The 26,458-nt window shown below is 66.2% G+C and carries 22 protein-coding genes; 14 read left to right on the forward strand and 8 right to left on the reverse strand.

Translation table 11 applies throughout. From position 1 onward, the window contains the following. The first annotated feature begins 31 nt into the window (after window positions 1–31). On the forward strand, window positions 32–952 hold the full coding sequence (locus AZL_RS17230; protein ID WP_012975775.1) for a LysR family transcriptional regulator: 921 nt from the start codon (window positions 32–34) through the stop codon (window positions 950–952). Window positions 953–1,166: 214 nt separating this feature from the next. After that, entirely contained in the window at window positions 1,167–2,882 is a 1,716-nt protein-coding gene (locus AZL_RS17235; protein ID WP_012975776.1) for a methyl-accepting chemotaxis protein, read from the forward strand. A gap of 41 nt (window positions 2,883–2,923) precedes the next feature. On the opposite strand, the gene AZL_RS17240 is transcribed toward AZL_RS17235, so the two are convergent. Continuing rightward, complete coding sequence (locus AZL_RS17240) at window positions 2,924–3,757, reverse strand: IclR family transcriptional regulator (protein ID WP_012975777.1); 834 nt, start codon at window positions 3,755–3,757, stop codon at window positions 2,924–2,926. Window positions 3,758–4,051: 294 nt separating this feature from the next. Here AZL_RS17240 and AZL_RS17245 point away from each other — a divergent pair, with 294 nt between their 5' ends. The 7 genes from AZL_RS17245 (at window position 4,052) to AZL_RS17275 (ending at window position 12,720) form a co-directional block, all read left to right on the forward strand. Next, entirely contained in the window at window positions 4,052–4,741 is a 690-nt protein-coding gene (locus AZL_RS17245) for a GntR family transcriptional regulator (RefSeq protein ID WP_042444138.1), read from the forward strand. A gap of 44 nt (window positions 4,742–4,785) precedes the next feature. After that, window positions 4,786–6,549: an oxalyl-CoA decarboxylase gene (gene oxc / locus AZL_RS17250; protein WP_012975779.1), complete on the forward strand. Its 1,764-nt coding sequence runs from the start codon at window positions 4,786–4,788 to the stop codon at window positions 6,547–6,549. A gap of 48 nt (window positions 6,550–6,597) precedes the next feature. Beyond that, window positions 6,598–7,872, forward strand: a complete 1,275-nt coding sequence (gene frc / locus AZL_RS17255) for a formyl-CoA transferase (RefSeq protein WP_012975780.1) — start codon at window positions 6,598–6,600, stop codon at window positions 7,870–7,872. 321 nt (window positions 7,873–8,193) lie between these two features. Continuing rightward, window positions 8,194–9,393 (forward strand): ADP-forming succinate--CoA ligase subunit beta, encoded by a 1,200-nt coding sequence (gene sucC, locus AZL_RS17260; protein WP_012975781.1) that lies wholly within the window; start codon window positions 8,194–8,196, stop codon window positions 9,391–9,393. A gap of 1 nt (window position 9,394) precedes the next feature. Next, window positions 9,395–10,270, forward strand: coding sequence for a succinate--CoA ligase subunit alpha (gene sucD / locus AZL_RS17265; protein ID WP_012975782.1), 876 nt, complete (start codon window positions 9,395–9,397; stop codon window positions 10,268–10,270). A 125-nt stretch (window positions 10,271–10,395) separates the two neighbouring features. Then, window positions 10,396–11,316, forward strand: coding sequence for an IclR family transcriptional regulator (locus AZL_RS17270; protein ID WP_012975783.1), 921 nt, complete (start codon window positions 10,396–10,398; stop codon window positions 11,314–11,316). Between the two features lie 405 nt (window positions 11,317–11,721). Further along, window positions 11,722–12,720 carry an NAD(P)H-quinone oxidoreductase gene (locus tag AZL_RS17275; RefSeq protein WP_012975784.1) on the forward strand — a complete coding sequence of 333 codons (999 nt, stop codon included), beginning with the start codon at window positions 11,722–11,724 and terminating at the stop codon, window positions 12,718–12,720. A gap of 6 nt (window positions 12,721–12,726) precedes the next feature. On the opposite strand, the gene AZL_RS17280 is transcribed toward AZL_RS17275, so the two are convergent. The 3 genes from AZL_RS17280 to AZL_RS17290 all read right to left on the reverse strand — a co-directional run bounded on the left by AZL_RS17280 (window position 12,727) and on the right by AZL_RS17290 (window position 15,736). Continuing rightward, on the reverse strand, window positions 12,727–14,142 hold the full coding sequence (locus AZL_RS17280; RefSeq protein ID WP_012975785.1) for a hypothetical protein: 1,416 nt from the start codon (window positions 14,140–14,142) through the stop codon (window positions 12,727–12,729). A 12-nt stretch (window positions 14,143–14,154) separates the two neighbouring features. Next, the gene (locus tag AZL_RS17285; protein WP_042444140.1) at window positions 14,155–14,754 is read right to left on the reverse strand and encodes a BON domain-containing protein; all 600 of its coding nucleotides are present in this window, start codon (window positions 14,752–14,754) and stop codon (window positions 14,155–14,157) included. Between the two features lie 208 nt (window positions 14,755–14,962). Further along, window positions 14,963–15,736, reverse strand: coding sequence for an N-acetylmuramoyl-L-alanine amidase family protein (locus tag AZL_RS17290; protein WP_247894397.1), 774 nt, complete (start codon window positions 15,734–15,736; stop codon window positions 14,963–14,965). Between the two features lie 326 nt (window positions 15,737–16,062). Between AZL_RS17290 and AZL_RS36520 the strand changes: the two genes are divergently transcribed. Beyond that, a complete protein-coding gene (locus AZL_RS36520; RefSeq protein WP_167393191.1) occupies window positions 16,063–16,230 on the forward strand; it encodes a hypothetical protein in 168 nt (55 codons plus the stop codon). A gap of 146 nt (window positions 16,231–16,376) precedes the next feature. Here the strand turns inward: AZL_RS36520 and AZL_RS17295 are convergent, their stop codons facing one another. Then, a complete protein-coding gene (locus AZL_RS17295; RefSeq protein WP_052293702.1) occupies window positions 16,377–16,763 on the reverse strand; it encodes a hypothetical protein in 387 nt (128 codons plus the stop codon). 571 nt (window positions 16,764–17,334) lie between these two features. Here AZL_RS17295 and purU point away from each other — a divergent pair. Beyond that, on the forward strand, window positions 17,335–18,201 hold the full coding sequence (gene purU / locus AZL_RS17300) for a formyltetrahydrofolate deformylase (RefSeq protein WP_012975789.1): 867 nt from the start codon (window positions 17,335–17,337) through the stop codon (window positions 18,199–18,201). A gap of 35 nt (window positions 18,202–18,236) precedes the next feature. On the opposite strand, the gene AZL_RS17305 is transcribed toward purU, so the two are convergent. Beyond that, window positions 18,237–19,040 (reverse strand): response regulator, encoded by an 804-nt coding sequence (locus AZL_RS17305; protein ID WP_012975790.1) that lies wholly within the window; start codon window positions 19,038–19,040, stop codon window positions 18,237–18,239. An 879-nt stretch (window positions 19,041–19,919) separates the two neighbouring features. On the opposite strand from AZL_RS17305, the gene AZL_RS17310 reads away from it, so the two are divergent. Together AZL_RS17310 and AZL_RS17315 are read left to right on the forward strand one after the other, a co-directional pair. Then, window positions 19,920–20,423: a hypothetical protein gene (locus AZL_RS17310; protein WP_012975791.1), complete on the forward strand. Its 504-nt coding sequence runs from the start codon at window positions 19,920–19,922 to the stop codon at window positions 20,421–20,423. 371 nt (window positions 20,424–20,794) lie between these two features. Continuing rightward, window positions 20,795–22,429, forward strand: coding sequence for an AMP-binding protein (locus tag AZL_RS17315; protein ID WP_012975792.1), 1,635 nt, complete (start codon window positions 20,795–20,797; stop codon window positions 22,427–22,429). Window positions 22,430–22,466: 37 nt separating this feature from the next. On the opposite strand, the gene AZL_RS17320 is transcribed toward AZL_RS17315, so the two are convergent. Next, window positions 22,467–23,348 (reverse strand): ChbG/HpnK family deacetylase, encoded by an 882-nt coding sequence (locus AZL_RS17320; RefSeq protein WP_012975793.1) that lies wholly within the window; start codon window positions 23,346–23,348, stop codon window positions 22,467–22,469. Between the two features lie 57 nt (window positions 23,349–23,405). Further along, window positions 23,406–24,356 carry a DMT family transporter gene (locus tag AZL_RS17325; protein ID WP_247894398.1) on the reverse strand — a complete coding sequence of 317 codons (951 nt, stop codon included), beginning with the start codon at window positions 24,354–24,356 and terminating at the stop codon, window positions 23,406–23,408. 419 nt (window positions 24,357–24,775) lie between these two features. Between AZL_RS17325 and AZL_RS17330 the strand changes: the two genes are divergently transcribed. Continuing rightward, on the forward strand, window positions 24,776–26,374 hold the full coding sequence (locus AZL_RS17330; protein WP_012975795.1) for an ABC transporter substrate-binding protein: 1,599 nt from the start codon (window positions 24,776–24,778) through the stop codon (window positions 26,372–26,374). Window positions 26,375–26,458 lie beyond the last annotated feature (84 nt).

The following is a 26,458-nucleotide window of genomic DNA, read 5'->3' on the forward strand; positions in this document are numbered from 1 at the left end:
CCAACCGGTCCGGCAGGGAGCCCGCGCAAGCATGGCGTTGCTTGAGAACATGCGCATTTTCGTCCGCGTCGTCGAACTGGGCAGCCTGTCGGCGGCCGGGCGGAATCTGCGCATGTCGCCGGCGATGGTCAGCCACCGCATCCAGCAGTTGGAAACCCATCTCGGCGTCCGGCTGCTGAACCGCACGACGCGGCAGTTGCAGGCGACCGAGACCGGCATGGATTTCTACCAGAGCTGCCTGGAGGTGCTGGAGGCGGTGGAGCGGGCGCAGAGCAGCATCGCCGCCGGCTCCGGCGTGCCGTCGGGCAGTGTGCGGGTGACGGCGCCGCTCGGCTTCGGCCGCCGCATCCTGGCGCCGCTGGTGCCTGATTTCTGTGCCGCGCACCCGCTGGTGGAAGTGCGGCTGCGCCTGTCCGACCATCTGCTCGACCTGCTGCGCGAGGCGGTGGACGTGGCGGTGCGCATGGCGGTGTTGAAGGATTCCAGCTTCGTCGTGCGCAAGATCGCCGATGTGCGCCGTGTTCTGGTCGCCGCTCCCGCCTACCTGTCGGAGCGCGGTCGGCCGTCGACGCCGGCGGACCTGTCCGGGCATAATTGTCTGCTGCTCCGTTTTCCCGGCACCCAGCAATATCAGTGGAGCGTGCTGGAGGGTGGCGAGCCGGTGAAGCTGCCGGTGTCGGGCCGCTTCGACGCCGACGACGGCGACGTGCTGACCGGCTGGGCGCTGGATGGCCGCGGCATCGCCATGAAGCCGCTGTGGGAGGTGGCCGACCATCTGGCCAGCGGCGCGCTGGCGCCGGTCCTGCCGGATTTTCCGCCGGAGCCGGTGACATTGGCGGTGCTCTATCCCCACCGCGCGCTGGTGCCTGCCAAGGTAAGAGCCTTTGCCGACCATATGGTGCCCAAGATAAAATCGGCGCTGACGGCCATCTCCCCGGAGACGATGATGTGAATCACCGTGTGTTTCCTCAGGGAAACTCCCAACTGTCGCACTCGGCTGCCTGATTTAAGAATTGAGGCGTTGCCGAATGCCGGTGTCCCGTCGTCATGTTGCTTCGTTTCATCTCCCGATATCGATTCTGTCGCATAAGGGAAATGAATTTGTTCAGCTATGATGCGTGACGGTCATGCACCCGCCCGGCCTGACGAAAGGATGGGGAGGGGCCATGTTTCTGTTCACCAAGAGCGCGGGCCATGAGAGGGCCAAGCTGGACGCCCTCGACCGTTCGCAGGCCGTGATCGAATTCACGATGGACGGCACGGTGGTGGACGCGAACAGGAATTTCCTGGATGCCATGGGCTATGGCCTCGAAGAGGTGAGAGGCCGTCATCATCGCATGTTCGTCGATCCGGACTTCGCCGGGAGTGCGGCGTACCGGCATTTCTGGGATGAATTGCGCGCCGGCCGTTTCCAGTCGGCCGAGTTCCGGCGCATCGCCCGTTCGGGTCGGGAAATCTGGTTGCGCGCCACCTACAATCCGGTTCTCGGGCCCGGCGGCCGACCGGTCGGCGTGGTGAAGTTCGCCACCGACATCACGGAGGCGAAGCTGAAGGAGGCCGATGCGAACGGCAAGCTCGCCGCCATCGACCTGTCGCAGGCCGTGATCGAATTCGCGCTGGACGGCACCATCACGACGGCGAACCGGCTTTTTCTCGGTCTGATGAACTATCGTCTGGAAGATGTCCGAGGCCGGCATCACAGCATGTTCCTCGATCAGGCGGAGACCGGGGAGACCCGCTATGCCGCCTTCTGGGACGCGCTGAGCCGTGGCGAGCATCAGAGCGGGGAGTTCCGGCGGATCGCCAAGGACGGGCGGGAGGTCTGGATCCAGGCGACCTACACGCCGATCCTCGATCCCGCCGGCAGGGTTTGGAAGGTGGTGAAGTTCGCCACCGACGTGACGGAACAACGTCGCCGCACGGCCGATTTCCGGGCCCAGATCGAGGCGATCGACCGGTCGCAGGCGGTGATCCAGTTCAAGACCGACGGTACGATCCTGGATGCCAACGAGAATTTCCTGAAGGCCGTCGGCTATCGGCTCGACGAGGTGGTCGGGCGGAACCACAGCATGTTCATCTTTCCCGACCAGCGCGACACCGCCGAATATCGGGAATTCTGGCAGATCCTGCGTGGCGGGAAATTCCACAGCTCCGTCTACCCGCGCCGGGCCAAGGACGGATCGGAGGTGTGGATCAGCGCCAGCTACAACCCCGTCCTGTCCGACGGCGGCGAGGTGCTGAAGGTGGTGAAATTCGCGTCGGATGTGACGGGCATGATCCGGAAGCGGTTGAGGTCCATCGACTTCGCCAGGGAGACGGCCCAGAAAGTCACCGACGTGAGCCTGTCGGTCGAGCGGATGTGCAACTCCGCGGCACAGATTTCCGCCGATATCTTGAAATCACGCGATGTGGTGGACGAGATCGACCGCCGCACCGCCGCGGCCGACGCCGCCACCGGCCGGCTGAACGAGGCGGCGGCGGCGATGGACGGTGTCGCCAAATTCATCGACGCCATCGCCTCCCAGATCAAGCTGCTGTCGTTGAACGCCACCATCGAGGCAGCACGCGCGGGCGAGGCCGGGCGCGGCTTCGCGGTGGTGGCGACGGAGGTGAAGTCGCTGGCCGAACAGACCACCGATGCCACCGAACGGATCGGCGTCGAGATCCTCGCCATGCAGGAGGTCGTTCGGCAGGTTGTCGAGGCGCTGGGCGGAATCGCCAGATCGGTCGAAAGCGTGAAATCGACCGTCCATGGCGTCACCACCGGGGCGCAGGACCAGATGGCTTTGACCGCCGGCGTCGTGTCCAGCATGCGCCAGGCCCAGAGCGGCGTCGAGTCGATCAGCAGCAACCTGGAGGACATGCTGATCCGGGAGCGCTGATCCTGACACGTTGATCCTGGCGCGTTGACTGGGCCCGCTCCTCAGATTCCGCGCGACCGCACCAGCAGCACCCGCGCCTCTTCCGACGCGCGGTGCAGCCGGGGCAGGAACTGCACCTCCATCTCCGGGCAGGTGACGCGTGCGGCCTGGGCGCTGATGTTCATCGCGGCCACCACCCCGCCGGTGGCGGTGCGGATCGGCACGGCGATGGAGCGCAGGCCAAGTTCCAGCTCCTGGTCGACCAGCGAGAAGCCGCGCTCGCGCACCCGCTCCAACTCGCGTTTCAGGGCGTCGGCGGCGGTGATGGTGCGTTCGGTGAAGGGCTTCAGCGGCACCCGCGCCAGATAGGCGTCCAGCTCCGCCTCCGGCAGCGCCGCCAGCAGGATGCGGCCCATCGAGGTGCAATAGGCCGGCAGCCGGCTGCCGACATTCAGTCCGACCGACATGATCCGCTTGGTCGCCGCCCGGGCGATATAGACCACGTCATCCTCGTCCAGCACGGCGGCGGAGCAGGATTCCTGCACCACCCCGCTGACCTGCTCGATCAGCGGATCGAGGATCGTCGCCAGCGGCGCCGACGACAGGAAGGAATAGCCGAGCGCCAGGATCTTCGGCTTCAGATGGAAGGTCCGGCCGTCCGACCCGGCATAGCCCAGTTGCATCAGCGTCAGCAGGCAACGCCGCGCCGCCGCCCGCGGCAGGCCGGTGATCTTGGCGATGTCGGCGATGGTCAGGTTCGGCTCGCGCTCGGTGAAGGCGCGAATCACCGACAGGCCACGGGCCAGCGAGGTCATGAAATTGGGGTCGGAGGCCTCCTCCGCCGCGCCGGACGATGGCTTGTCTGCGGTCCCGGCCAGAGTCTGGGTGTCGGCCATGCGCGGGTCCCCCTCCCGAAAAGCGATCCTGGAGGGTCAAATTAGGGCGATTACCGCGCAATAGCTAGAAAAATCGAACAAAACCGCCCGCAACTCCGTCGGCGACGGAAATAGTTCGATGTGCCCGCAATTGCTGTTGCGGGTGTCTGGCATCTGGTATACCGTATCGATAATTCAAAAACGACGCGCCACTCAGTACCAAGGGCCAGGGCGATCATCCGAACGCTCGCACAAGCAACGCTCACGACAACAAGCGGCGCCGATGGCGTCGGCGCGCAAAGGGTCGGAACCGTGATGAACCGAGAAAGATTCAGTGTCGAACCGCTCGAACAGGGCATGAGTTTCAAGGCGAAAGCCTATCAGGCGCTGCGACAGGCGATCACGCAGATGAACATCTACGGCCAGAGCAGCGAGATCAGGTTGGACGAACGCCGTCTGTGCGAAGCGTTGGGTGTCAGCCGCACCCCGGTGCGGGAAGCGATGGCGCTGCTGGAACAGGAGGGGTTCATCCGTTCCCAACCGCGGCGCGGGATCTTCGTGGTGCGCAAGACGAAGGCCGAACTGGTGGAGATGATCACGGTGTGTGCCGCCCTGGAAGGCATGGCGGCACGCCTGTTCGTCGAAAACGCCACCACGGACAAGCTGGAGCTCCTGCACACCGCGTTCGACAAATACACGAAGGCCGAGTTGGCGGAGCATGTCGCCGAATATTCGGACGCCAACATCGTCTTCCATCAAAGCATCGTCCAGGCTTCGGGCTCCACCCTGATCTCGGACCTGACCGACCGCTTCTTCATCCATATGCGTGCGATCCGTCGCGCGACGATGGGCATCGGTGATCGTGCCGACCAGTCCATCCACGAGCATCGGGACATCATCGAGGCGCTCGCCGCCCGCGATGCCGATCTCGCGGAACGCCGCGTGCGCGAACACACGCTCGGTCTCGCACAGTACGTGGAACGGCATTGCGCCTTCCTCGACTAAACAACTTTGAACCTTTTTCGGAGCCTCGGGGAGGAGTCACCCATATGTCTACTGCGGCTGCAACGATCACTAAGAACCAGGCCACGGAAGCATCTGTTGTCGAAGACGCGCCGGCGCTGACCGACGGCTTCCAGCTCGTCATCGACGCGCTCAAGCTCAACGACATCAACAACCTGTATGTCGTCCCCGGTATTCCGATCTCCGACCTGCTGCGCATGGCGCAGGCCGAGGGCATGCGCGTCGTCTCGTTCCGCCACGAACAGAATGCCGGCAACGCCGCCGCCATCGCCGGCTTCATGACCAAGAAGCCGGGCGTGTGCATGACGGTGTCGGCGCCGGGCTTCCTGAACGGCCTGACCGCGCTGGCGAACGCCACCACCAACTGTTTCCCGATGATCCTGATCAGCGGCTCGTCGGAGCGCGAGATCGTCGATCTCCAGCAGGGCGACTATGAGGAGATGGACCAGCTGGCCATCGCCAAGCCGCTGTGCAAGGCCGCCTTCCGCATCCTGCACGCTCAGGACATCGGCATCGGCGTGGCGCGCGCCATCCGCGCCGCCGTGTCGGGTCGTCCGGGCGGCGTCTATCTCGATCTGCCGGCCAAGCTGTTCTCGCAGGTGATGGATGCGGCCGAGGGCGCCAAGTCGCTGGTCAAGGTGGTCGATCCGACCCCGGCGCAATACCCGTCGGCCGACGCGGTCAACCGCGCGCTCGACCTGCTGAAGGGAGCCAAGCGTCCGCTGGTGATCTTCGGCAAGGGGGCCGCCTATGCCCAGGCCGACGAGACGATCCGGTCCTTCGTCGAGAAGAGCGGCATCCCCTTCCTGCAAATGAGCATGGCCAAGGGCCTGCTGCCCGACACCCATCCGCAGTCGGCCGGTGCCGCCCGCTCGCTGGTGTTGCAGGAGGCCGACGTGGTCATGCTGGTCGGCGCGCGGCTGAACTGGCTGCTGTCGCACGGCAAGGGCAAGACCTGGGGCAAGCCCGGCTCCAAGAAGTTCATCCAGGTCGACATCGAGCCGCGGGAGATGGACAGCAACGTCGAAATCCACGCGCCGCTGGTCGGCGACATCGCCTCGGTGATGGAAGTCCTGCTGAAGGGCATCGAAGGTGGACTGACGCCGCCGGCCGACTGGATGGCCACCGTCGCGGCCAAGCGTGAGCAGAACGTCGCCAAGATGGCGCCGAAGCTGATGAGCAACGCCTCGCCGATGAACTTCCACGGTGCGCTGGGCGCTCTGCGCCGCGTCATCAAGGAGCGGCCGGACGCCATGCTGGTCAATGAGGGCGCCAACACCCTCGACCTCGCCCGCGGCATCATCGACATGTACGAGCCGCGCAAGCGCCTGGATGTCGGCACCTGGGGCGTCATGGGTGTGGGCATGGGCTATGCCGTCGCCGCCGCGGTGGAGAGCGGCAAGCCGGTGCTGGCGGTCGAGGGCGACAGCGCCTTCGGCTTCTCCGGCATGGAGGTGGAGACGATCTGCCGCTACAACCTGCCGGTCTGCATCGTCATCTTCAACAACAACGGCATCTATCGCGGGACCGACACCAACCCGACCGGCGGGGCCGACCCGTCGCCGATGGTCTTCGTCCCCGGTTCGCGCTACGACAAGATGATGGAGGCCTTCGGCGGCGTCGGCGTCCATGTCACCAACCCGGACGAGCTGTATCGCGCGGTCAGCGAGGCGATGGACAGCGGCCGTCCGACCTTGATCAACGCCGTCATCGACCCGGCCGCCGGCACCGAAAGCGGCAACATCGGCAGCCTGAACCCGACCAGCTCGGTCCGCAAGATGCCGTCCTAACCAAAAACGCCGACCAACACGACTTTTAGAAAGCAGGGGGAGAGATACATGGGCAAGGCACTTCAGGGCGTGCGGATTCTCGACTTCACGCATGTGCAGTCGGGACCGACCTGCACCCAGTTGCTCGCCTGGTTCGGCGCCGACGTCATCAAGGTGGAGCGGCCGGGCGAGGGTGACATCACCCGCAGCCAGCTGCGCGACCTGCCGGACGCCGACAGCCTGTATTTCACCATGCTGAACCACAACAAGCGGTCCATCACCCTCGACACCAAGACGCCCAAGGGCAAGGAGGTGCTGGAGGCTCTGATCAAGACCTGCGACGTGATGGTCGAAAACTTCGCCCCCGGCGTGCTCGATCGCATGGGGTTCACCTGGGAACGCATCCAGGAGCTGAACCCCGCGATGATCGTCGCGTCGGTCAAGGGCTTCGGGCCGGGGCCGTTCGAGAATTGCAAGGTGTACGAGAATGTCGCCCAGTGTGCGGGCGGTGCGGCCTCGACCACCGGTTTCGACGACGGCCCGCCGATGGTCACCGGCGCCCAGATCGGCGACAGCGGCACCGGCCTGCATCTGGCGCTCGGCATCGTCACGGCGCTCTACCAGCGCCGCGAGACCGGCCGCGGCCAGAAGGTGCTGGCCGCCATGCAGGACGCGGTTCTGAATCTGTGCCGCGTCAAGCTGCGCGACCAGCAGCGTCTGGCCCATGGGCCGATGAAGGAATACCCGCAATACCCGAACGGCGAGTTCGGCGACACCGTGCCGCGTGCCGGCAACGCGTCGGGCGGCGGCCAGCCGGGCTGGATCCTGAAGTGCAAGGGCTGGGAGCATGACCCCAACGCCTACATCTACTTCATCGCCCAGGCCCCGGTTTGGAAGGCGATCTGCAAGGTCATCGGCAAGGAGGAGTGGATCACCGATCCCGACTACGCCACCCCGGTGGCCCGCCTGCCGCGCCTGATGAGCATCTTCGCCACCGTCGAGGAGTGGACCAAGACCCTGAGCAAGTTCGAGGTCATGGACATCCTCAACAAGTACGACATCCCCTGCGGCCCGATCCTGTCGATGAAGGAGATCGCCGAGGACAAGTCGCTCTACGAGACCGGCACGCTGGTCGAGGTGGAGCATCCGACCCGCGGCAGCTACCTGACGGTCGGCAACCCGATCAAGCTGTCCGACAGCCCGACCGAGGTCACCCGGTCGCCGCTGCTGGGCGAGCACACCGACGAGATCCTGCGCGACGTTCTGGGTTTCAGCGAGCGTGAGATCGTCGACATCCGCGACAGCGGCGCCATCGGCGCCGTGGAGCGGTTGGCGGCGGAGTAAGGGTCACGCTTTGATGTCCCCATCCCAACCCTCCCCCGCTCTCGCGGGGGAGGGAGCAGGGACTGAAGTGGGAGAGTGGCGGCAGTCCCTCCCCCGCGGGAGCGGGGAAGGTTAGGTGGGGGCCAACCCCGCCACAATAATGCCCAAGAGAATAATCGACCCAGCTTCCCCTCTCCCCGACCGTCCCCTTCCCGGTCGCCAGAGAGCCGAAGTGGGAGCCGAAGCCCGGACTTTTAAAAATCCGCCGCCCGTCAGCCGAAGAATTTCCGGTTTCCCGCGGCATCCAAAAGACCATTCCCGACTGGGACAGAGACGAAAACCATGAACATTCACGAATATCAGGCCAAGAACCTGCTGCGGGGGTACGGCGTCGCCGTTCCGCGTGGCGGCGTGGCCTTCACCCCGGAAGAGGCTGCATCGGTCGCCCGCGAGCTGGGCGGTCCGGTCTGGGTGGTGAAATCGCAGATCCATGCCGGCGGCCGCGGTGCCGGCCGTTTCCAGGACAATCCGGGCGGCAAGGGCGGCGTCCGTGTCGTCAAGTCGGTCGAAGAGGTTTCCTCCAACGCCGCCGAGATGCTGAACCACGTGCTGGTGACCAAGCAGACCGGCCCGGCCGGCAAAGAGGTCAAGCGCCTCTATGTCGAGGAAGGCGCCGACATCAAGCGCGAGCTCTATCTCGGCCTGCTCACCGACCGCGCCACCGGCCGCGTCACCATCATCGCCTCGACCGAAGGCGGCATGGAGATCGAGGAGGTCGCCCACAACACGCCGGAGAAGATCGTCAAGGTCGCCATCGACCCGGCCACCGGCATCCAGGGCCACCACACCCGCAAGGTCGCCTTCGCGCTCGGCCTGGAAGGCAAGCAGGTGGCATCCGCCGCCAAGTTCATCCAGGCCGCCTACAAGGCCTTCACCGAGCTCGATTGCGCCATCGTCGAGATCAACCCGCTGATCGTCACCGGTTCGGGCGACATCCTGGCGCTCGACGCCAAGATGAGCTTCGACGACAACGCGCTGTTCCGTCACAAGGACGTGGCGGCCCTGCGCGACGAGGCCGAAGAGGACCCGGCGGAGATCGAGGCGGCCAAGCATGAGCTGAATTACGTCAAGCTTGACGGCAATATCGGCTGCATGGTCAACGGCGCTGGCCTCGCCATGGCGACCATGGACATCATCAAGCTCTATGGTGCCGAGCCGGCCAACTTCCTCGACGTCGGCGGCGGCGCCACCAAGGAGCGCGTCACCGCGGCCTTCAAGCTGATCCTGTCCGACAGCGCGGTCGAAGGCATCCTGGTCAACATCTTCGGTGGCATCATGCGCTGCGACGTGATCGCCGAGGGCGTGGTCGCCGCGGCTCGCGACGTGAAGCTGCATGTTCCGCTGGTGGTGCGGCTGGAGGGTACCAACGTGGCGCTCGGCAAGCGGATCCTGGCCGACTCCGGCCTGCCGATCCTGTCCGCCGACAATCTGGACGACGCAGCCAAGAAGATCGTCGCCGCCGTGAAGAAGGAGGCCGCGTGAAATGGCTGTTCTCGTCGACAAGAACACGAAGGTGATCTGCCAGGGCTTCACCGGAGCCCAGGGCACCTTCCACTCCGAGCAGGCCATCGCCTACGGCACCAAGATGGTCGGCGGCGTGACCCCCGGCAAGGGCGGCGCCAAGCATCTCGACCTGCCGATCTTCGACACCGTCGCCGAGGCGGTCGAGAAGACCGGGGCCAACGCCTCGGTGATCTATGTGCCGCCGCCCTTCGCGGCCGACGCGATCCTGGAGGCGATCGACGCCGAGATCCCGCTGGTGGTCTGCATCACCGAAGGCATCCCGGTGCTCGACATGGTCCGCGTCAAGCGCGCCCTCAACGGCTCCGCCACGCGCCTGATCGGCCCGAACTGCCCCGGCGTCATCACGCCGGACGAGTGCAAGATCGGCATCATGCCGGGCCACATCCACAAGCGTGGCAAGATCGGCATCGTCTCGCGCTCCGGCACGCTGACCTATGAGGCCGTCGCGCAGACCACGGCGGCCGGTCTCGGCCAGACCACCTGCATCGGCATCGGCGGCGACCCGGTCAACGGCACCAACTTCGTCGACAGCCTGGAGCTGTTCGTGAAGGACCCGGAGACCGAGGGCATCATCATGATCGGCGAGATCGGCGGTGACGCCGAGGTCAAGGGCGCGGAGTTCATCAAGGCGTCGGGCACGAGGAAGCCGGTCGTCGGCTTCATCGCCGGCCGCACGGCGCCTCCGGGCCGCCGCATGGGCCATGCCGGTGCCGTCATCTCCGGCGGCAACGACACCGCCGACTTCAAGATCGACTTCATGAAGTCGGTCGGCATCGCTGTCGCCGACAGCCCCGCCAGCCTGGGCTCCACCATGCAGGCGATCTTCAAGGGTTGACCATTCCCCCGCGGGACCGCCCTCCGCGACGGTCCCGCGGTTTTAGCCAAGCCTTCTGTCACCCACGCCATCAGCCGCAACAGACAGGCGCAGCCAACGCGCCGGACCTCCGAGGGAGATGGGACATGAAAGCGCAAGCCCAGAGCAGCATCCTCGCCCGCCGCATCATCCACGACGACCCCAGCGAGGGCGCCGCGGCCATCATCAAGACCGCGATCATCGAGACGCCGCGCATCAAGAACGACGACGGCAAGGCGGACGCCAAGGCCGAGCGCGGCCAAGTCGTCCAATCGCTGTGCCGCGCGCTGAACATCCTGACGATCCTCGGCGCCAACGACGGGCCGATGACCCTGACCGAGCTGTCGGAGGCGGCGAACCTGTCGCCCTCCACCACCCACCGCCTGCTGACGACCTTGCAGTACGAGCGCTATGTCCGCTTCGACCAGAGCGCCCGCGGCTGGGTGGTCGGCGTCCAGGCCTATATGACCGGCGCCAATTTCCTGAAGACCCGTAATCTGGTCGATGTCGCCCGTCCCCGCATGCGCCGCCTGATGGAGGAGAGCAGCGAGATCGTCAATCTGGCGGTCGAGGAGAATGGCGAGGCGATCTATCTGGCCCGCGTCGGCGGCCCCCGCGCCGCCCAGGTCGCGGTGCCGCAGACCGACCGCACGCTGCTGCACTGCTCCGCCGTCGGCAAGGCGCTGCTGGCCGGCATGCCGGAGACCAAGGTGCAGACCATCGTCACCCAGCGCGGCATGCGCCAGTTCACCCGCAGTACCCTGTCGTCGCTGCCGGCGCTCTATCGCGACCTGACGCTGGTCCGTTCGCGCGGCTATGCCCTGGACCAGGAGGAGCGGGTGTCCGGCCTGCGCTGTGTCGCCGCCCCGATCTTCGATGAGAATTCCCGTGTGATGGGCGCCCTGTCGCTGTCCGGCTCCAGCCGGCGCATCGAGGACGCGCGGTTGCGCGCGCTCGGCGAGATGGTCAAGCGCGCCGCCGCCGCGGTGACGCAGGAACTGGGCGGCCGCGTGCCGGTTCCCAACTGACCTGTCCATCCTACGGACAAACAGACGCCAAGAGCTGACGGCAGGTGGTGCACGTCGGCATTCCTCCCTGGCGCAACTCGGGGCCGCGTTCCTCATGGGACGCGGCCCTTTTTCTTGGCGGAAATCGGCTTTCCACGGAATGGAAAAGCGAAGTTTTTCTCGCGCGATCGGGCGCGGGGCGTGCGATTGTCTGTCTCGGGAAAGGCATTCCTTTTCCATCGGGCGGATGTGTTGTTTTGCATGTTCGCGCTTCTCTCGGAGACTGGCCGTGCTGTGTGCAGCACGGCCATTTTTTTGCCTTTTCCGCAGGACGAAATCGGATCCAAGGTCGCGTGGACTGTCGGCCCGCTCCGGCGACACAGTGCCCAAAATCTATGGACAGACCAGGGCAGGGGAGTGTTCCGAATGGCCGAAACCAGAACCATGATGGCGATCGAGGTGAGCCAGCCCGGCAAGCCGGAGGTGCTGATCCCGGCGCGCCGCCCGGTTCCCGATCCGGCGCCGGGCGAGATCCGCATCGCCGTAGAGGCCGCCGGCGTCAACCGTCCCGACGTGCTCCAGCGGCTCGGCAAATACAACCCGCCGCCGGGCATCACCGACATTCCGGGCCTTGAGGTCGCCGGCACGATCGACGCGCTGGGCGACGGGGTGGAGGGCTGGAGCGTCGGCGATGCGGTCTGCGCCCTGCTGGCCGGCGGCGGCTACGCCGAGTTCTGCGTGGTGCCGGCGGCCCAATGCCTGCCGATCCCCGCCGGGCTGTCGATGGCCGAGGCGGCGGCCCTGCCGGAAACTTTCTTCACCGTCTGGTCGAACGTGTTCGAGCGCGGCGCGCTCCAGCCCGGCGAGGCGCTTCTGGTCCATGGCGGCACGTCCGGCATCGGCACCACGGCGATCCAACTGGGCGCCGCCTTCGGGGCGCGGGTGTTCGCCACGGCGCGGGGGGCGGAGAAATGCGCCGCCTGCCTTCGGCTCGGCGCCGAGCGCGCCATCGATTACGCCGAGGATGATTTCGTCGCCGTGGTCAAGGAGGCGACCGGCGGTGCCGGCGTCAATGTGGTGCTGGACATCGTCGGCGGCGATTACGTCGCCCGCAGCATCGACGCGCTGGCGGTCGAGGGCCGCTATGTCTGCATCGGCTTCGTGCGCGGCGCCACGGCCAATGTGAATTTCTTCCCCGTCATGACCAAGCGTCTGGTGCTGACCGGCTCAACCCTGCGGGCGCGTCCCATCGCCTACAAGCGGGCGGTGGCCGACCAGCTGAAGGCCCGCGTCTGGCCGCTGATCGCCGAGGGCAAGGTCCGGCCCGTCGTCCATGAGGTGTTCCCGCTCGCCAACGCCGCCGACGCCCACCGGCTGATGGAGAGCAACCAGCATGTCGGCAAGCTGGTGCTGGCGGTGGGGTAAGCCTCCTCAGTCCAGCATCGGCAGGCCGGTCTCGATGCGGACCAGGGCGGCCAGCAGCGGGGCGCCGATGTCGCGGCGGACGAAGTTGCTGGCCTTCTCCGCCGCGTTGATCGCCAGTTGGAAGCTGCGGCGCCAGCGGTCGTCATTGTAGAAGACCTTCTCCGCCTTGGCCCGCTGCGCCAGCAGGCCGGGCCGGCGGCCGGCGGCATCATCCACCAGCTTGTTCAGGCGGTTCATCAGGTCGTGCGCCACCGCCGGCTCGCCACGCTTCATCGTCGCCTCGATCAGGTCGGCATAGGCCTCGCCGCGGGTGTCGATGTCGGTCACCTGCTCGGCATAGACGATGGCCATCCCCGACTCGCCGCGCTTGGCCAGCCGTCCCAGCACCGCCGGGATCGTCCAGGGATTCTCGTCCTGCACCGTGCTGAGCAGGCCCAGCGCCAGCTTCGGCTCGCCGATGTCGGCGGCCGCCACCGCCAATTCCGGCGGGCAGCAGTCGCCGCGGGTTTCCTTGAACTTGGAGAATTGGGTCTCCACCGTGTTCAGGAACAGGGTGCGGGCCTGGGCCTCCTTGCCGGCGCGCAGCAGGGTCTGGGCGACCAGCCCCAGCTCCCAGGCGCAATTGTGGCTGGCGGCATAGCTCTTGGCCTCGTCGGCCAGGGCATTGGTCAGGGCGCCGTCGCCACGCCACGCCGCCGCCTTGGCGATGTCGGCGAGGTTGTAGATGCGGGTCGAGCAGTCGTTGATCTGCCGGGTGATGTCGAGCGCCAGCGGCGTCTGCCCCATCAGCGACAGGGCGCGGGCGACGAACAGATCCTGGCCGGAGCTGTCGGCGACGCCGCCGCGGCGCACCGCGCTGACGAAGGGTGCCATGATCTCCTTGGCGCGGCCGGGGTCGCCGAGCTGCTGGTAGGCGACGGCGAGCGACAGCCAGTCCCAGCGCGCCGCGGTGATCGGCGTTTCCACCGGCGGAAGCATCTCGCCGACGCGGTGGAGGAAGCACAGGCTGCTGAGGGCGTCGTTGCAGACCAGCGCGCGAATGCGCGAGCGGAACTCGTAAAAGTCGAAGTCGCCGACGAACTGATTGGTGACGAGTTGCACCGCCAGCGGGCTGTCGGGATATTTGGTCACGATGTCGTTGAACAGCTTGTCCGCCTCCTTCAGCAGGCGGCCCTCCTCCGCGACGTCATAGGTGTTGTCGGCCTGCCGGATCAACTGCAAGGCCTGCACGAACAGGCGGTTGGCCGGGCCCGGCGTGCCGGCGGCCGGATTGTCCGCCCCGCCGCCGTCCTCCATCACGGCTCCCGCCACCGCGTCCTGTGCCAGAACGGGCCCGGCCGCCAGCGCCGCCGTGACAAGCAGGGCGGCGGCAATGGTGACGGTGCGGAGAGCGGCGAGGACGCGGGATAGGGCGGAGGCCATGGCGATCGGGGTTCAACCCTGGAGGTTTGAGAGCAGGCGGACGTAGCTGACGACGCGCTGGACGTTGGGGACGGATCGGGCTTGCTGGAGCACGCGGTCCAGCTCCTCCTGTGAACTGGCGACACCCATCAGATAGACAACGCCATCGACGGTATCGATGCTGTAATTCTGGCTATGGATATCCGCATCGAAGGTGATCCGGCTGCGGATCTGGGTCGAAATCCAGGTATCGCGCGCGGTGTCCATGATGCTGGACCCGTTGTCGATCTGGATTTCGTTGATGACCTCCTTGACACCCTGCACCTGCCAGACGAGGCGGACCGCGTCGAGGCGCATCTGGGAATCGGCGGCGCGGCCGGTCAGCAGCACGCGGCCCTGGTCGACGGTCAGGCTGAGGCGGTTGGTCATGTCGACTGACTGTTGCAGCCACAAGGAATTGATGCGGGCGCGGATTTCGGTGTCGCTGACGAAGCCGCTGAAACCGCGTTCCTGCGTCGCGACCACGGCGGCACCGCCGGCACCGCCCAGCACGAGAGGCGCGCAGCCGGCCAGCGAAACGCCGGCGGTGCAGGCAAGCGCGGTCAGTGTCCAAAGGCGGCTCAAACCCGTCACAGCTTGCCTCCCTTCGCCTTCCGGACGCGCGGCCTGCGGATGCGGCGCGCGGCCGGAAAAAGTCACGGCGGAACGGTCTTTGCAATGGGGAAATTCGGAGCGTTCACCAGTCATCGTCACTTTGTCCCGAGGTGATGCACGGATGTTGCAGTCGCTGCGGCTGCGAAGGAAGTTTGGCCGCGGTGCGTCCGGCAGTCTCGGGGCAAAATCAGGCGAAAGCTGGGCTGGAGAGGACCCCGGCGATCTCGCGGGCCAGGACGCGGGACACCACCCGCCGGGCGCTGGCGTCGCGCAGGATTTCCTCGTCCTTGGGGTTGGACAGGAAACCGGTTTCCACCAGCACCGACGGGACGTCCGGCGCCTTCAGCACCGCGAAATTGGCGGCGCGCATCGGGTTCTCGAGCAGGCGCAGCTCCTTGCCCGCCCCCTCCACCAGCAGATGGCGGGCGGCCAGCGAGGCGTTCCGGGTGTGCCGCGCCGTCAGGTCCATCAGGATGTCCTTGACGACCCGGCTGCCGCCGGCCGGTCCCCGCTGGTCGAAGCGGTCCGCCTGGTTCTCCTGCTGGGCGAGGCGGGAGGCGAAGGAGTCGGACGCCTTTTCCGACAGGATGTAGGCGGACAGGCCGCGGGCATCGGCGTTGGGCGCGCTGTCGGCATGGATCGACACGAACAGATCGGCTCCGGCCTTGCGGGTCAGGGCGACCCGCTCGTCCAGCGCCAGATAGCGGTCGTCGCGGCGCGTCAGCTTCACGGCCATGCCGTGGCGTTCGGTCAGGATGCGGGCGACATCGCGGGCGATGTCCAGCGTCACCTCCTTCTCGAAGGTGCCGCGGGTGCCGATGGCGCCGGGGTCGATGCCGCCATGGCCGGGATCGAGCATAACCAGCCTGGACTGCGACGCTATGCCGCTGGCTGGCTTGCGGTCCGGTCGCCGGTCGGCCGCCAGGGCCGTCGCCGATCCCAGCGGCTGGGCCACGGCCATCCCGGCCGCGCCGAATGCCGTTAACCAAAGTTTGCTCAGCCCGAGACCAAGCAGCTCGCGTCGATCCATCGTCACAATTACCGTGCCGCCAAGGTGGGAGGGCCGCGGTGTCCGGCGGCTCCGCCCGTTGATTTAGCCTGTTTCATTAACCAATGCGGCGGCGCAAAAGTATTGTCAAGGCCGGGCAGATTACCATTCCTGAATATTTGTGGACCGCTGGTCGCCGGGGCAGACTTGACGTGCCGAGGATTCGACAAATGTGATTGGTTGCTTGATGGAAGGCTGGGAAAGCGCTAAAATTTTAGCGATCAGCTCGGGAGGTGTCGATGTTGAGGAAAGCCTTGTTCAACATCATCCGGCAAGAGCAGCGCGATATCGAGGACAAGCTCGAACGCGAGGAACAGCAGCCGAGTCCCGACGTCCGCCGGATCGTCGGTCTTCGGCAGGAGGCGACAAGCCTGCGTCGTGAGCTGGAACATTTTCACGACGTGTGAGCCTCCGCAACCCGGTCGCAGGTATGCGACCGCCACTGAATTCGATGTGACCGCTGGGTCGCGCCCCTCTCCCCGTGACAGCGCGGGGAAGGGGTTTTTTGTTTGATAGGGGAGCCTTCGCTTTCAACCGCTGCGCAGTGGCGATCTCATCCCAGCTTGGCGTATCCCCGTTCGATCACCCGTTCGGCCGCCTCATAGACGGCCAGCATCTGCTCGTAGGCTGCGCGCAGTTGGGCCAGTTCGCCGACGGCGGACGGGCTCGGGTGACGGCTGTCCGCCATCTTCAGGCCGGCGCGGATATAATCGGCGCGCAGTTCGGCCACCCGCACCGCCATGCGCAGGAAGCTGTCGCGGTTCAGGCTCGGCAATTCGCGCCCGATGACCTCGCAGTTGGCCTCCAGGATCGCGGCGTCCATGTTTTCGAGGAAGTGGCGGATGCGCTGGCTGCGGCTGCTGTCGGCGGCGTCGGCCGTCATCAGCTTGTCGACCTTGCCCTTGGTGTATTCACCGATGATCTTGCCGCCGGATGCCATGGGGAACCCCGCTTTCTCTTCGTCGGCCAGCCTGGCTGCGGCCGATTGCCGTACTGATTGTTGCATTGCCGGGCTGCGGACGCCAGACCGGCGTCAAGCGGGGGCCGTCGGGGACAGGGTTATCGCATTTGACAAGAATTGCCCTCTCCCGTCCCGGGAGAGGGAGGGGACCCGCCAAAGGCGGGGAGGGTGAGGGGTAGACCAAGAGGCCCGAACCGCATGGTTCCTTGGATCACCCCTCACCCTTCCCAAGCTGCGCTTGGGCCCCGAGGTCGCTCGCAAGTCTCGCGACCGCACTTCACCTACGACCGCGTTGCGGTCGTCCGGCCTTTGGCCGTCGGTTACGTGCCCTCTCCCGGGGCGGGAGAGGGTGTCAAATGCGATAGCCGTGCCGTCGGGGAGGATCCCGCTTGACGGCGCCGCCTGGGGGGCGGGATCCGGCGCCGGTCCGGGATTCAGCCCTCCTCCGGTCAGCCATGTGCGCGAACACTCATGAAGCGGGTGCAACGCCACGGCGTTCGTGCTAGGGAAGCTTCCCTCTTTTCTGGCTGTACGTCATGGGTGACGCGCGATGTCCGAGACCGGTTCCGACTATATCCTCACCGTTTCCTGTCCCGACACTGTCGGCATCGTCTTCGCCGTGTCAGGCTTCCTGGCGGAGCGGAGCTGCAACATCATCGACAGCGCGCAGTTCGGCGACCGCATCTCGGGCCTGTTCTTCATGCGCGTCAGCTTCAACGGCGATCCCGGCGGGGCGACGAGGCAGCAGCTGGAGGCGGAATTCGCCGCCCAAGTGGCGGAACGTTTCGCGATGACCTGGAAAATCCATGACGCCCGTCGCCGTCCGCGCGTGCTGATCATGGTGTCGAAGTTCGGCCATTGCCTGAACGACCTGCTGTACCGCTACCGCACCGGCTATCTGCCGATCGAAATTCCGGCGATCGTTTCCAACCACCGGGATTTCTACCAGCTTGCGGCCTGGCACAACATTCCGTTCCATCATCTGCCGGTCGGTTCCGACAACAAGGCCCATCAGGAAGCCCGCCTGCTGGAGATCGTGGAGGAGGAAAAGGTCGATCTCGTGGTTCTCGCCCGTTACATGCAGGTGCTGTCGGGGGCGCTCTGCGAGCGGATGGCCGGCCGGGTGATCAACATCCATCACAGCTTCCTGCCCAGCTTCAAGGGCGCCAAGCCCTATCATCAGGCCCATGCCCGCGGTGTGAAGCTGATCGGCGCCACCGCGCATTATGTCACCTCCAACCTCGATGAAGGACCGATCATCGAGCAGGAGGCCGAGCGCGTCGATCATACGATGACGCCCGACGACCTGGTGGCCATCGGGCGTGACATCGAGAACATCGTTCTGGCCCGCGCCGTCCGCTACCATGTGGAGCATCGCGTGCTGCTGAACGGCAACAAGACCGTGGTCTTCCGCTAAGCCCCTACCGCTCCTCAGTCGGCGCGGCCCACCGGTCAATGGGGCTGCGCCGTCTCGCGGGCGTCTTCGGGTTGCGGCATGAACACCGCGCGGGTGATCGCCTGTTCGATCTGGTCGCGGGTGAAGGGCTTCGGGATCACCGGCCCCAGATGCTCCAGCCCATGCTTGGCCAGATCGTCAGGGAAGGCGGTGACGAAGATCACCGGCAGGAAGCGGCGGGCCCGCAACGCGCGCGCCACCTCCAGCCCGTTGTCGCCGTCGGCCAGCCGGATGTCCATCAGGGCCAGCGTCGGCCGGTGTTCGGCGGCCAGCGCCAGCGCCTCGTCCATCGTCGCGGCATTGCCGCAGACGATGTGTCCCATGCCGCGCACCGTCTCCGCCAGATCATAGGCGATGATGGCGTCATCCTCGACGATCAGGATGGTGGCGGTGAGCCGGGCGCGAACCCGCTCGCGGGCATGGGTCAGGCGTTCCAGCGCGTTTTCCGGAGCGAGCCCGAGGACGGCGGCAGCGTCGCCGACCGGCAGGTCCTCCAGATTGACCAGCAGGTAGAGCCGGCGGTCGGTCTCCTCCAGCGTCATCAGCGCCGATTCGACCGGATGGTAGGGGGCCACGGCGGGAGCTGAGCCATCCTCGTCCTGCAGCCTGTTCAGGTGGCGGTAGAATATGCCGCGCGACAGCTCGCCGCCCCGGCCGGTTTCGGTTTCGTCCGCCTCCAGATACCATTCCAGGGTGCGGGTCACCAAGGCGTCTCCCCGCCCGTTCGTCCCGGTCAGCGCGCGGGCATAGCGGCGCAGGTATGGCAAATGCTGCATGAAGTGACCGGTGTGCTGCTCCATCTCTCTCCCCGTGCCTTTCTGCGGCGCGTGTTCCTGCTATCCGACCGATGGGTTTGTCCAACCGGCGGGCCGTTTCCAGAGCCCCGGTCCGGCCGTACCCTCCCGTCACGGAGCGCGGTGCCATCGACGCTGCCTTGAGAGGCAGACTGCCGCATCACGGCCCGCGACTGTCGAATTCATATGGCGCGGTCCACGGCCCAACGGGAGTGAACCCGAAAGATTTATTCGAGATACCCGAAAAGGATTACCCAACGTGAGTAATATGAGTTGCGGTCGGGCGCAGTTCAAAGACGCCTTCCACAAGCGTATGACTGTGGACGCATAGGGGGTTGCGGAGGGGGGAGGCTTAACCGTTCGGAAAGACTTGCAACCATACTCTGACATTGCCCTCCGGCACTTGCCGCGTGAGGGCGAGGCGAGTGTTCCCGATCCTCGAGCGCGCCGGCCATCCCCCAGGCCGGCGCGTTTTTCTTCGCTTCGCCTTGGGCCTGCATTTCGGCTTTGGTCCCCCAGGATCGGGCGGATCGAAGAGGCCGGCGCGATGCCTGCGAACCCGCCGGCTGCCAAATATCGACTGTCAAACATCGGTGGCCGGACGCGGTCGTGGCATATCCGGATGGGTGTTGGCGGCAGATGCTTATCTTTCAGGATAATGGACCGCCGCCGCCGGTTTTCTGTCAATTGGGAGCATTCACAAGCCGGTGCTTGCGCTGCGCTTAATCCGACGTTAAGGACATCGGCACACGGTTGAAGTTGGGCGCCTGGAGCCGCAGCGACCGTGGCGCGGTCCGGCCGAACTCAGTCGGCCGGGTGATCGTGTGGGCTGCCGTATCGGGTCCGGGTTTGTGCATGGAAGACCAAGAGTTGGATCGGTCCCTGATGGACGGCATTCCGCCGGATGAACTGGCTGACTTCAGCCAGTGGCGGGACCGCGTGCGCGGCACGAATATTTCCGAGAAGACGTTGCTGGCGACGGACTATCTCAATCACTTCAACGAAATCGTGATGCTGATCGAGATGATCCCGGACATGCCGGACATGCTGGAGGAATGCCGGATCTGGCAGCCCAAGAGCTATGCCGAGCATTTCCGCGACAGCGGCTTCTCGGACAAGGAACTGGCGATCGAGGCCTACGGCCATGTGCCGTCGAAATTCCGCCGCCCCTTCGAGGACACCATCGCCCAGGCCCATCAGGTGATCGCCCACACGCTGGAGCGGATCGGCACCGACATCGACAGCGGCGACCCCGACAAGCTGCGGCTCGATTGCCAGACCTCCGTGGCGATGATCCACCGCATCATCCAGGTCGCCAACGGCATCATCCACGGTACCGCCCATGTGATGGAGCAGGGCGAGATCGACCTATATCTGCAAAATGGCTGACGGGCGGAATGGCTGACGGGTGATACGCCAACCCGTACTTTCGTTCCAAATCATGCGTCTTACCAACCAAAAATCGCTGTTTTCAGTCATTTGCCCCGGCGCGAATGTGGATTGATGGTGCTCCCACCATTCGTTCGTTGCATGGCTCAGTTGCCTCCCCCGGCACTATAGTCTGGTCATAAAAGATAAGATGGAGGCGTGTTCATGCGTCCTCTGCGGGGGGAGATGGAGCATTGCCCATGAAGGGTTGCGCATTCGCGCCGGCCGACGGCATGGCCGTGTCTGAACCGCGTGTGCGGCGGAACGGCCCGCCCACCGATCACGCCGACCCCGGTCCTCCCATCGTCCCAAGGGAGGGAACAGCGCGGCACATGTCGCCATCCGGGCATTTGGACAGCTTCACCCGCGATCGGTTGCCGGCCCCGGCCCAGCGCCCCGATCTGATTCTCGACCGTCCCGAACTGCGCTATCCCGAGCGCCTCAACGCCGTTTCCGCCCTGATCGACGGATGGCGCGAGCGTGGTTGGGATGGACACCCCTGCTTGATCGGCGGCGACGGCGAGGTGTGGAGCTATGGGCGGATGCGCGACACCGTCGACCGCATCGCCCGTGTCCTGACCGAGGATTACGGTCTGGTCACCGGAAACCGCGTTCTGCTGCGCGGCCCCAACACGCCGATGCTGGCCGCCTGCTGGCTGGCGGTGATCAAGGCCGGCGGTGTGCTGGTGCCGACCATGCCGCTGCTGCGCGCGCCCGAACTGGCGGATGTGCTGAAGCGTGCCGCCATCGACATGGCGCTGTGCGACACCCATTTCCTCGACGATCTGGAAGAGGCGGCGCTGCCGTCGCTGCGCATCGTCGGCTTCCGTGACGGCGAGCTGGAACACCGCATCGCCACCAAGCCGGCCGGTTTCGAGGCGGCCGACACGGCGCAGGACGACGTCGCCCTGATCGCCTTCACCTCCGGCACCACCGGGACGCCGAAGGCCGCGGCCCATCTCCATCGCCATCTGCTGGCGATCGCCGACCTGTCGCCGCGCTCGGTGCTGGGGACCACGGCCGACGACGTGTTCTGCGGCTCGCCGACGCTGGCCTTCGCCTACGGGCTGGGCGGGCTGCTGCTGTTCCCGCTGCGCATCGGCGCCTCGGTCATCCTGCTGGAGCGCGGAACCGCCGACCGGCTGCTGGAGGCCGCCACCCGCCACCGGGCGACGGTGATGTTCACCGTGCCGACCGTCTATCGCGGCATGATCGGCCGCATGGCCGCCGATCCGACGCTGGCGAAGGGGGTGTCGTCGCTGCGGCTCTGCGTCTCGGCCGGGGAGCCGCTGCCGCGGCAGACCTTCGAGGGCTGGCGCGACGCCACCGGGCTGGAGATCCTCGACAGCCTGGGCACCACCGAGCTTCTGAATGCCGTGCTGCATGCCGCGCCCGGCGATGTCCGGCCGGGCTCCACCGGCAAGCCTGTGCCGGGCTATGAGGCGATGGTGGTCGACGAGCAGTTCCGCCCGCTTCCTCCCGGCCAGGTCGGCCGGCTGGCCGTGCGCGGGGCGACCGGCTGCCTCTATCTCGACGACCCGCGCCAGGAGAGCTATGTCCAGCAGGGCTGGAACCTGACCGGCGACGCCTTCCATATCGATGAGGACGGCTTCTTCTGGTACCACGCCCGCACCGACGACCTGATCGTCTCGGCCGGCTACAAGATCTCCGGCCTGGAGGTCGAGAACATCCTGCTGAGCCACGAGGCGGTGCAGGAATGCGCGGTGATCGCCGCCCCGGACCCGGTGCGCGGCACCATCCCCAAGGCCTTCATCGTGCTGCGCGACGGCGTCCGCCCCGACGAGCGTCTGGCGGAGGAGCTGCAAGGCTTCGTCAAGGACCACATCGCGCCTTATAAATACCCGCGCGCGGTGGAGTTCCTCGACGCGTTGCCGCGGACGGAGACCGGCAAGGTCCAGCGCTTCAAGCTGCGCCGCCGCGCCTGGCAGCCGGACGAGACCGAGTAGGGACCGGGTAGGGCGGAGCCGCGCCGGGAGGCCGGCGCTACCGGGGAAAGCCGGCGAAACGGGTCAGGCGGATGTCGCGCGACTCCAGCAGGTCGGCGAAATCCGGTCCGCGCAGATAGTCATATTCGGCGCGCCGTGGTTCGACCAGCGTGTCGACGCGGCGCAGTTCCTCGTCGGGCAGGCCGGGATGGACCATCACCAGGGTCCGGCCGCCGATCCCGTCGAGGAAGTGCGGCATCAGCTCGGCGAAGGGGCGGCGGCCGGCGAAATCATAGACACCGGCGAAGCGGTCGTTGGCGGGAATGCCGCGCGCCCGCGCCATGCGGGCCAACCCGCCGCCCAGCCCGCCGATCAGCAGGGTTTTCGGCACCGCGACCCCGCGGCGCAACACCATGCCGACCGGCTCCCGGCACAGGCGGACATAGGCGCCGGGCAGCCCGGACAACGCCTCCGTCACCGCATCGCGGATGCCGGGCAGCTGGTGGATGTGCTGGTGGCCGTCGATATAGTCGGGCGGCGCCCCCCAGGCTTCGGTGAAGGCGGCGAGCTGGCGCGACAGCTCGTCCCGGATCTCCGCTCGCGCCGCGGGGGCCGCCAGCTTCCCGCGATAGGCCCAGCCCATCAGCCGCCCCAACGGCGGCAGGCGCCCGTCGGGCGCCAGCGTCGGCATGGCGCCCAGCGGCGGCTGGTCGGTCAGGGTGAAATGCAGCCCGACATCGGCCTTGTCCTTCAATTCGCGCAAGGGACCGGCCCCACTGCGCCAATGCGGGCAAAGGCTCATCACCGAGGTCGCGGTCAGCCGCCCTTGGACGATCAGGTCGCGGATGGCGCTGTTGACGCCGGGCGCCAGACCGTAATCGTCGGCACAGAGCAGGAGCGGGGCAGGGGCAGGGGCGGTGACGGAGGCTGTGTTGGACATGGCCGGCGGCAAGCGGGAACGGGGGTCCGGCCAAGATGGGGGGGCGGACCCGGCCGATCAAGCGGCTTCGGCCGCCGGGGCCACCGCCGGCTTGCGGGCGGGCAGGGTGGCCAGCATCACGCCGGGCAACACCAGCAGGACGCCCATCAGATGGAAGCCTTGCAGCGGTTCGGCCAACAGGAACCAGGAGGCGAGCGCCGCCCACAGCGGCGAGACATACAGCGCGGTGGAGGCGCGGGCGGCCCCCATCATCGCGATGGTCTTCTGGTACGCCAGCAGGGCCAGCACCGAGGCGAACAGCGCCACCGCGACGATGGACAGGATGGTGGGGACCGAGAAGGGGACCGGCCGCACCGCCGCCGTCTCCCAGAGGTAGAAGGGCGCCAGCACCAGCACCCCGGCGAAGGCGTTCGCGGCGAAGGCGGTGACCACCGGCAGGGGTGTGCCCGATTGCCGCAGCAGGATGGTGTAGACCGACCAGGACACCGCCCCGGTCAGCACCAGCAGGTCGCCGGCATTGAAGGAGAGGTGACGCAAAGCCTCCAGGTCGCCGCGGGTCAGGATCACCACCACGCCGGCCATCGCCAGCAGGATGCCGAGAATCTGCCTCGGCCGGATCGCGTCGCCCAGCCAGACGGCGGCCAGCGCCAGGATCATCGCCGGACTGGTGGCATAGATCAGGCTGGCGTTGGTGGCGCTGGTCCGTTCCAGCCCGTAATAGACGATGGCGCCGGAAATCCCCTGGCCCAGCACGCCGAGCAGCAGGTAGCGGCGCCATTGCGCCCTCAGCCGGTGGCGGTGGGCCAGCAGGCCCGGCAGGGCGAAGGGCAGCACGATCAGGAAGGCGATCAGCCACCGCCAGAAGGCCAGACCGATCGGCGGAACCACATGGGCCACCGCCCGCCCGACCACCGGGTTGGAGGCCAGCAGGGCGGAACCGGCGATATAGAGGCCATAGGCGGCCAGTGGACCGCTTCGCAGGACCGAGGGCAGGAGCGGACGGGGCATCGCCGGAGCGGTATCCAAAGTAAGGGTCCCCAAAATAAGGGTTCCATGACGGCTGCAACCGAGCCTAGCATGGGGCCGTCGCCGCGCTTCACGGCCGGTGCGCATGGCAGCCGCCCGACGCCCGACGCCCGCGCCAGGCTGACGATGCTGTCCAACCGGATAACCTGAGTCGCGAGGGGAAGGAAGCTGCCGGTTCGGTCAACCGGATGGTTGGCTTTGCAACTGTTTCATTTTCGGGGCGGAAATTGTATCCATATGGACATGTCGGCGCCTCGAATTGTGCTCTGCGCTACGGTATAGCCACGTATGCATGTTGGCGTTGACAGGCGGCTTACGCACGCGCCAAATGTCGGCGCTATTTTCAAAGGCGTTCTGGCAAATTTCCCTTACGCTCCAACCGGAATCGGGAGGCAAGACGAATGAAGCGCATCCTGCTGGGTGCCGGGCTCGGTATGGCCGCGGCGCTGGCGCTGTCGGCGCCGGCCCAGGCCGCGAAGACCCTTGTTTTTTGCTCCGAGGGCAGCCCTGAGAACTTCAGCCCGATGCTGAACACCACCAGCACCAGCTGGGACGTGGCGATGCCCGTCTACAACAACCTCGTGGAGTTCGAGCGCGGCGGCACCAAGGTGGTTCCCGGCCTCGCCGAATCCTGGACGATTTCCGACGACGGGCTGGTTTACACCTTCAAGCTGCGTCCCGGCGTCAAGTGGCATTCCAGCAATGACTTCAAGCCGACGCGTGACCTGACCGCCGACGACGTGATCTTCACGTTCGAGCGCCAGTGGAAGGCCGAGAACCCGTATCACAAGGTTTCCGGCGGGGCTTATGACTATTTCGCCGACATGGCGATGCCCAAGCTGTTGAAGTCGGTCGAGAAGATCGACGATCTGACGGTCAAGATCACGCTGAACGCCGTCGAGGCGCCGTTCCTGGCCAACCTTGGCATGCCCTTCATGTCGGTGATGTCCGCCGAATACGCCCAGGCGCTGCTGAAGAAGGGCACGCCGGAGAAGTTCGACCAGGTTCCGGTCGGCACCGGCCCGTTCCAGTTCGTCGCCTACCAGAAGGACGCCGTCGTCCGTTACAAGGCGTTCGAGCAATATTGGGGCGGCAAGCAGCCGCTCGACAATCTCGTCTTCGCGATCACGCCCGACGCGGCGGTCCGTCTGGCCAAGCTGAAGGCCGGCGAATGCCAGGTCATGCCGTTCCCGAATCCGGCCGACGTCGACGCGATGAAGAAGGATGCCGGCATCGCCGTCCAGGAGCAGGAAGGCCTGAACGTCGGCTATGTCTCCTTCAACGTCACCAAGAAGCCGTTCGACGACGTGCGCGTCCGCCGCGCCGTCAGCATGGCGATCGACAAGAAGGCCATCGTCTCCGCGGTCTATCAGGCCGCCGGCGTCCCGGCCAAGAACCCGATCCCGCCGACCATGTGGTCGTACAACGACGCGATCGAGGATTATCCGTATGACGGCGAGCGGGCGAAGAAGCTGCTCGCCGATGCCGGATATCCCAACGGCTTCGAGACCGATCTGTGGGCGATGCCGGTGCAGCGTCCCTACAACCCCAACGCCAAGCGCATCGCCGAGATGATGCAGGCCGATCTGGCGAAGGTCGGGATCAAGGCGAAGATCGTTCAGTTCGAATGGGGTGAATACCGCAAGCGGATGCAGCAGGGCGAGCACCAGATGGGCATGCTCGGCTGGACCGGCGACAATGGCGATCCTGACAACTTCCTCTACACCCTGCTGGGTTGCGAGGCGGCGCGTCCGGGCGGCAACAACCTGTCCAAATGGTGCAACAAGGAGTTCGACGATCTCGTCGTCCAGGCCAAGCGCACCACCGACATCGCCGCGCGGACCAAGCTGTACGAGCAGGCGCAGGTCATCTTCAAGGAAGAGGCGCCCTGGTACACCATCGCCCATTCGGTGGTCTACATGGGCCTCGCCAAGAATGTGACCGGCTACAAGATGGACCCGTTCGGTCTCCATCGTTTCGACGGCGTCGATCTGAAGTGACGAGACGCTCCCCTCCGCGTGGGCGGGGGAGCGCGGAACAGTGCCGCCGGTTGCGGGATTGGCGAACAATCCCGCAACCGGCCG

The organism is Azospirillum sp. B510, assembly GCF_000010725.1.
In the GTDB taxonomy this organism is placed as follows: domain Bacteria; phylum Pseudomonadota; class Alphaproteobacteria; order Azospirillales; family Azospirillaceae; genus Azospirillum; species Azospirillum lipoferum_B.

What these genes read in the sequence shown, in the direction of transcription:
- AZL_RS17305 (WP_012975790.1), bottom strand. Translation starts at nt 19,040, where the DNA reads ATGGAGCAGCACACCGGTCACTTCATGCAGCATTTGCCATACCTGCGC.
- AZL_RS17310 (WP_012975791.1), top strand. Translation starts at nt 19,920, where the DNA reads ATGGACGGCATTCCGCCGGATGAACTGGCTGACTTCAGCCAGTGGCGG.
- AZL_RS17280 (WP_012975785.1), bottom strand. Translation starts at nt 14,142, where the DNA reads ATGGCCTCCGCCCTATCCCGCGTCCTCGCCGCTCTCCGCACCGTCACC.
- AZL_RS17325 (WP_247894398.1), bottom strand. Translation starts at nt 24,356, where the DNA reads ATGCCCCGTCCGCTCCTGCCCTCGGTCCTGCGAAGCGGTCCACTGGCC.
- AZL_RS17230 (WP_012975775.1), top strand. Translation starts at nt 32, where the DNA reads ATGGCGTTGCTTGAGAACATGCGCATTTTCGTCCGCGTCGTCGAACTG.
- AZL_RS17320 (WP_012975793.1), bottom strand. Translation starts at nt 23,348, where the DNA reads ATGTCCAACACAGCCTCCGTCACCGCCCCTGCCCCTGCCCCGCTCCTG.
- AZL_RS17315 (WP_012975792.1), top strand. Translation starts at nt 20,795, where the DNA reads ATGTCGCCATCCGGGCATTTGGACAGCTTCACCCGCGATCGGTTGCCG.
- sucD (WP_012975782.1), top strand. Translation starts at nt 9,395, where the DNA reads ATGGCTGTTCTCGTCGACAAGAACACGAAGGTGATCTGCCAGGGCTTC.
- AZL_RS17235 (WP_012975776.1), top strand. Translation starts at nt 1,167, where the DNA reads ATGTTTCTGTTCACCAAGAGCGCGGGCCATGAGAGGGCCAAGCTGGAC.
- AZL_RS17290 (WP_247894397.1), bottom strand. Translation starts at nt 15,736, where the DNA reads ATGGCCGTGGCCCAGCCGCTGGGATCGGCGACGGCCCTGGCGGCCGAC.
- AZL_RS17295 (WP_052293702.1), bottom strand. Translation starts at nt 16,763, where the DNA reads ATGGCATCCGGCGGCAAGATCATCGGTGAATACACCAAGGGCAAGGTC.
- AZL_RS17240 (WP_012975777.1), bottom strand. Translation starts at nt 3,757, where the DNA reads ATGGCCGACACCCAGACTCTGGCCGGGACCGCAGACAAGCCATCGTCC.
- oxc (WP_012975779.1), top strand. Translation starts at nt 4,786, where the DNA reads ATGTCTACTGCGGCTGCAACGATCACTAAGAACCAGGCCACGGAAGCA.
- frc (WP_012975780.1), top strand. Translation starts at nt 6,598, where the DNA reads ATGGGCAAGGCACTTCAGGGCGTGCGGATTCTCGACTTCACGCATGTG.
- sucC (WP_012975781.1), top strand. Translation starts at nt 8,194, where the DNA reads ATGAACATTCACGAATATCAGGCCAAGAACCTGCTGCGGGGGTACGGC.
- purU (WP_012975789.1), top strand. Translation starts at nt 17,335, where the DNA reads ATGTCCGAGACCGGTTCCGACTATATCCTCACCGTTTCCTGTCCCGAC.
- AZL_RS17270 (WP_012975783.1), top strand. Translation starts at nt 10,396, where the DNA reads ATGAAAGCGCAAGCCCAGAGCAGCATCCTCGCCCGCCGCATCATCCAC.
- AZL_RS17275 (WP_012975784.1), top strand. Translation starts at nt 11,722, where the DNA reads ATGGCCGAAACCAGAACCATGATGGCGATCGAGGTGAGCCAGCCCGGC.
- AZL_RS36520 (WP_167393191.1), top strand. Translation starts at nt 16,063, where the DNA reads ATGTTGAGGAAAGCCTTGTTCAACATCATCCGGCAAGAGCAGCGCGAT.
- AZL_RS17245 (WP_042444138.1), top strand. Translation starts at nt 4,052, where the DNA reads ATGAACCGAGAAAGATTCAGTGTCGAACCGCTCGAACAGGGCATGAGT.
- AZL_RS17330 (WP_012975795.1), top strand. Translation starts at nt 24,776, where the DNA reads ATGAAGCGCATCCTGCTGGGTGCCGGGCTCGGTATGGCCGCGGCGCTG.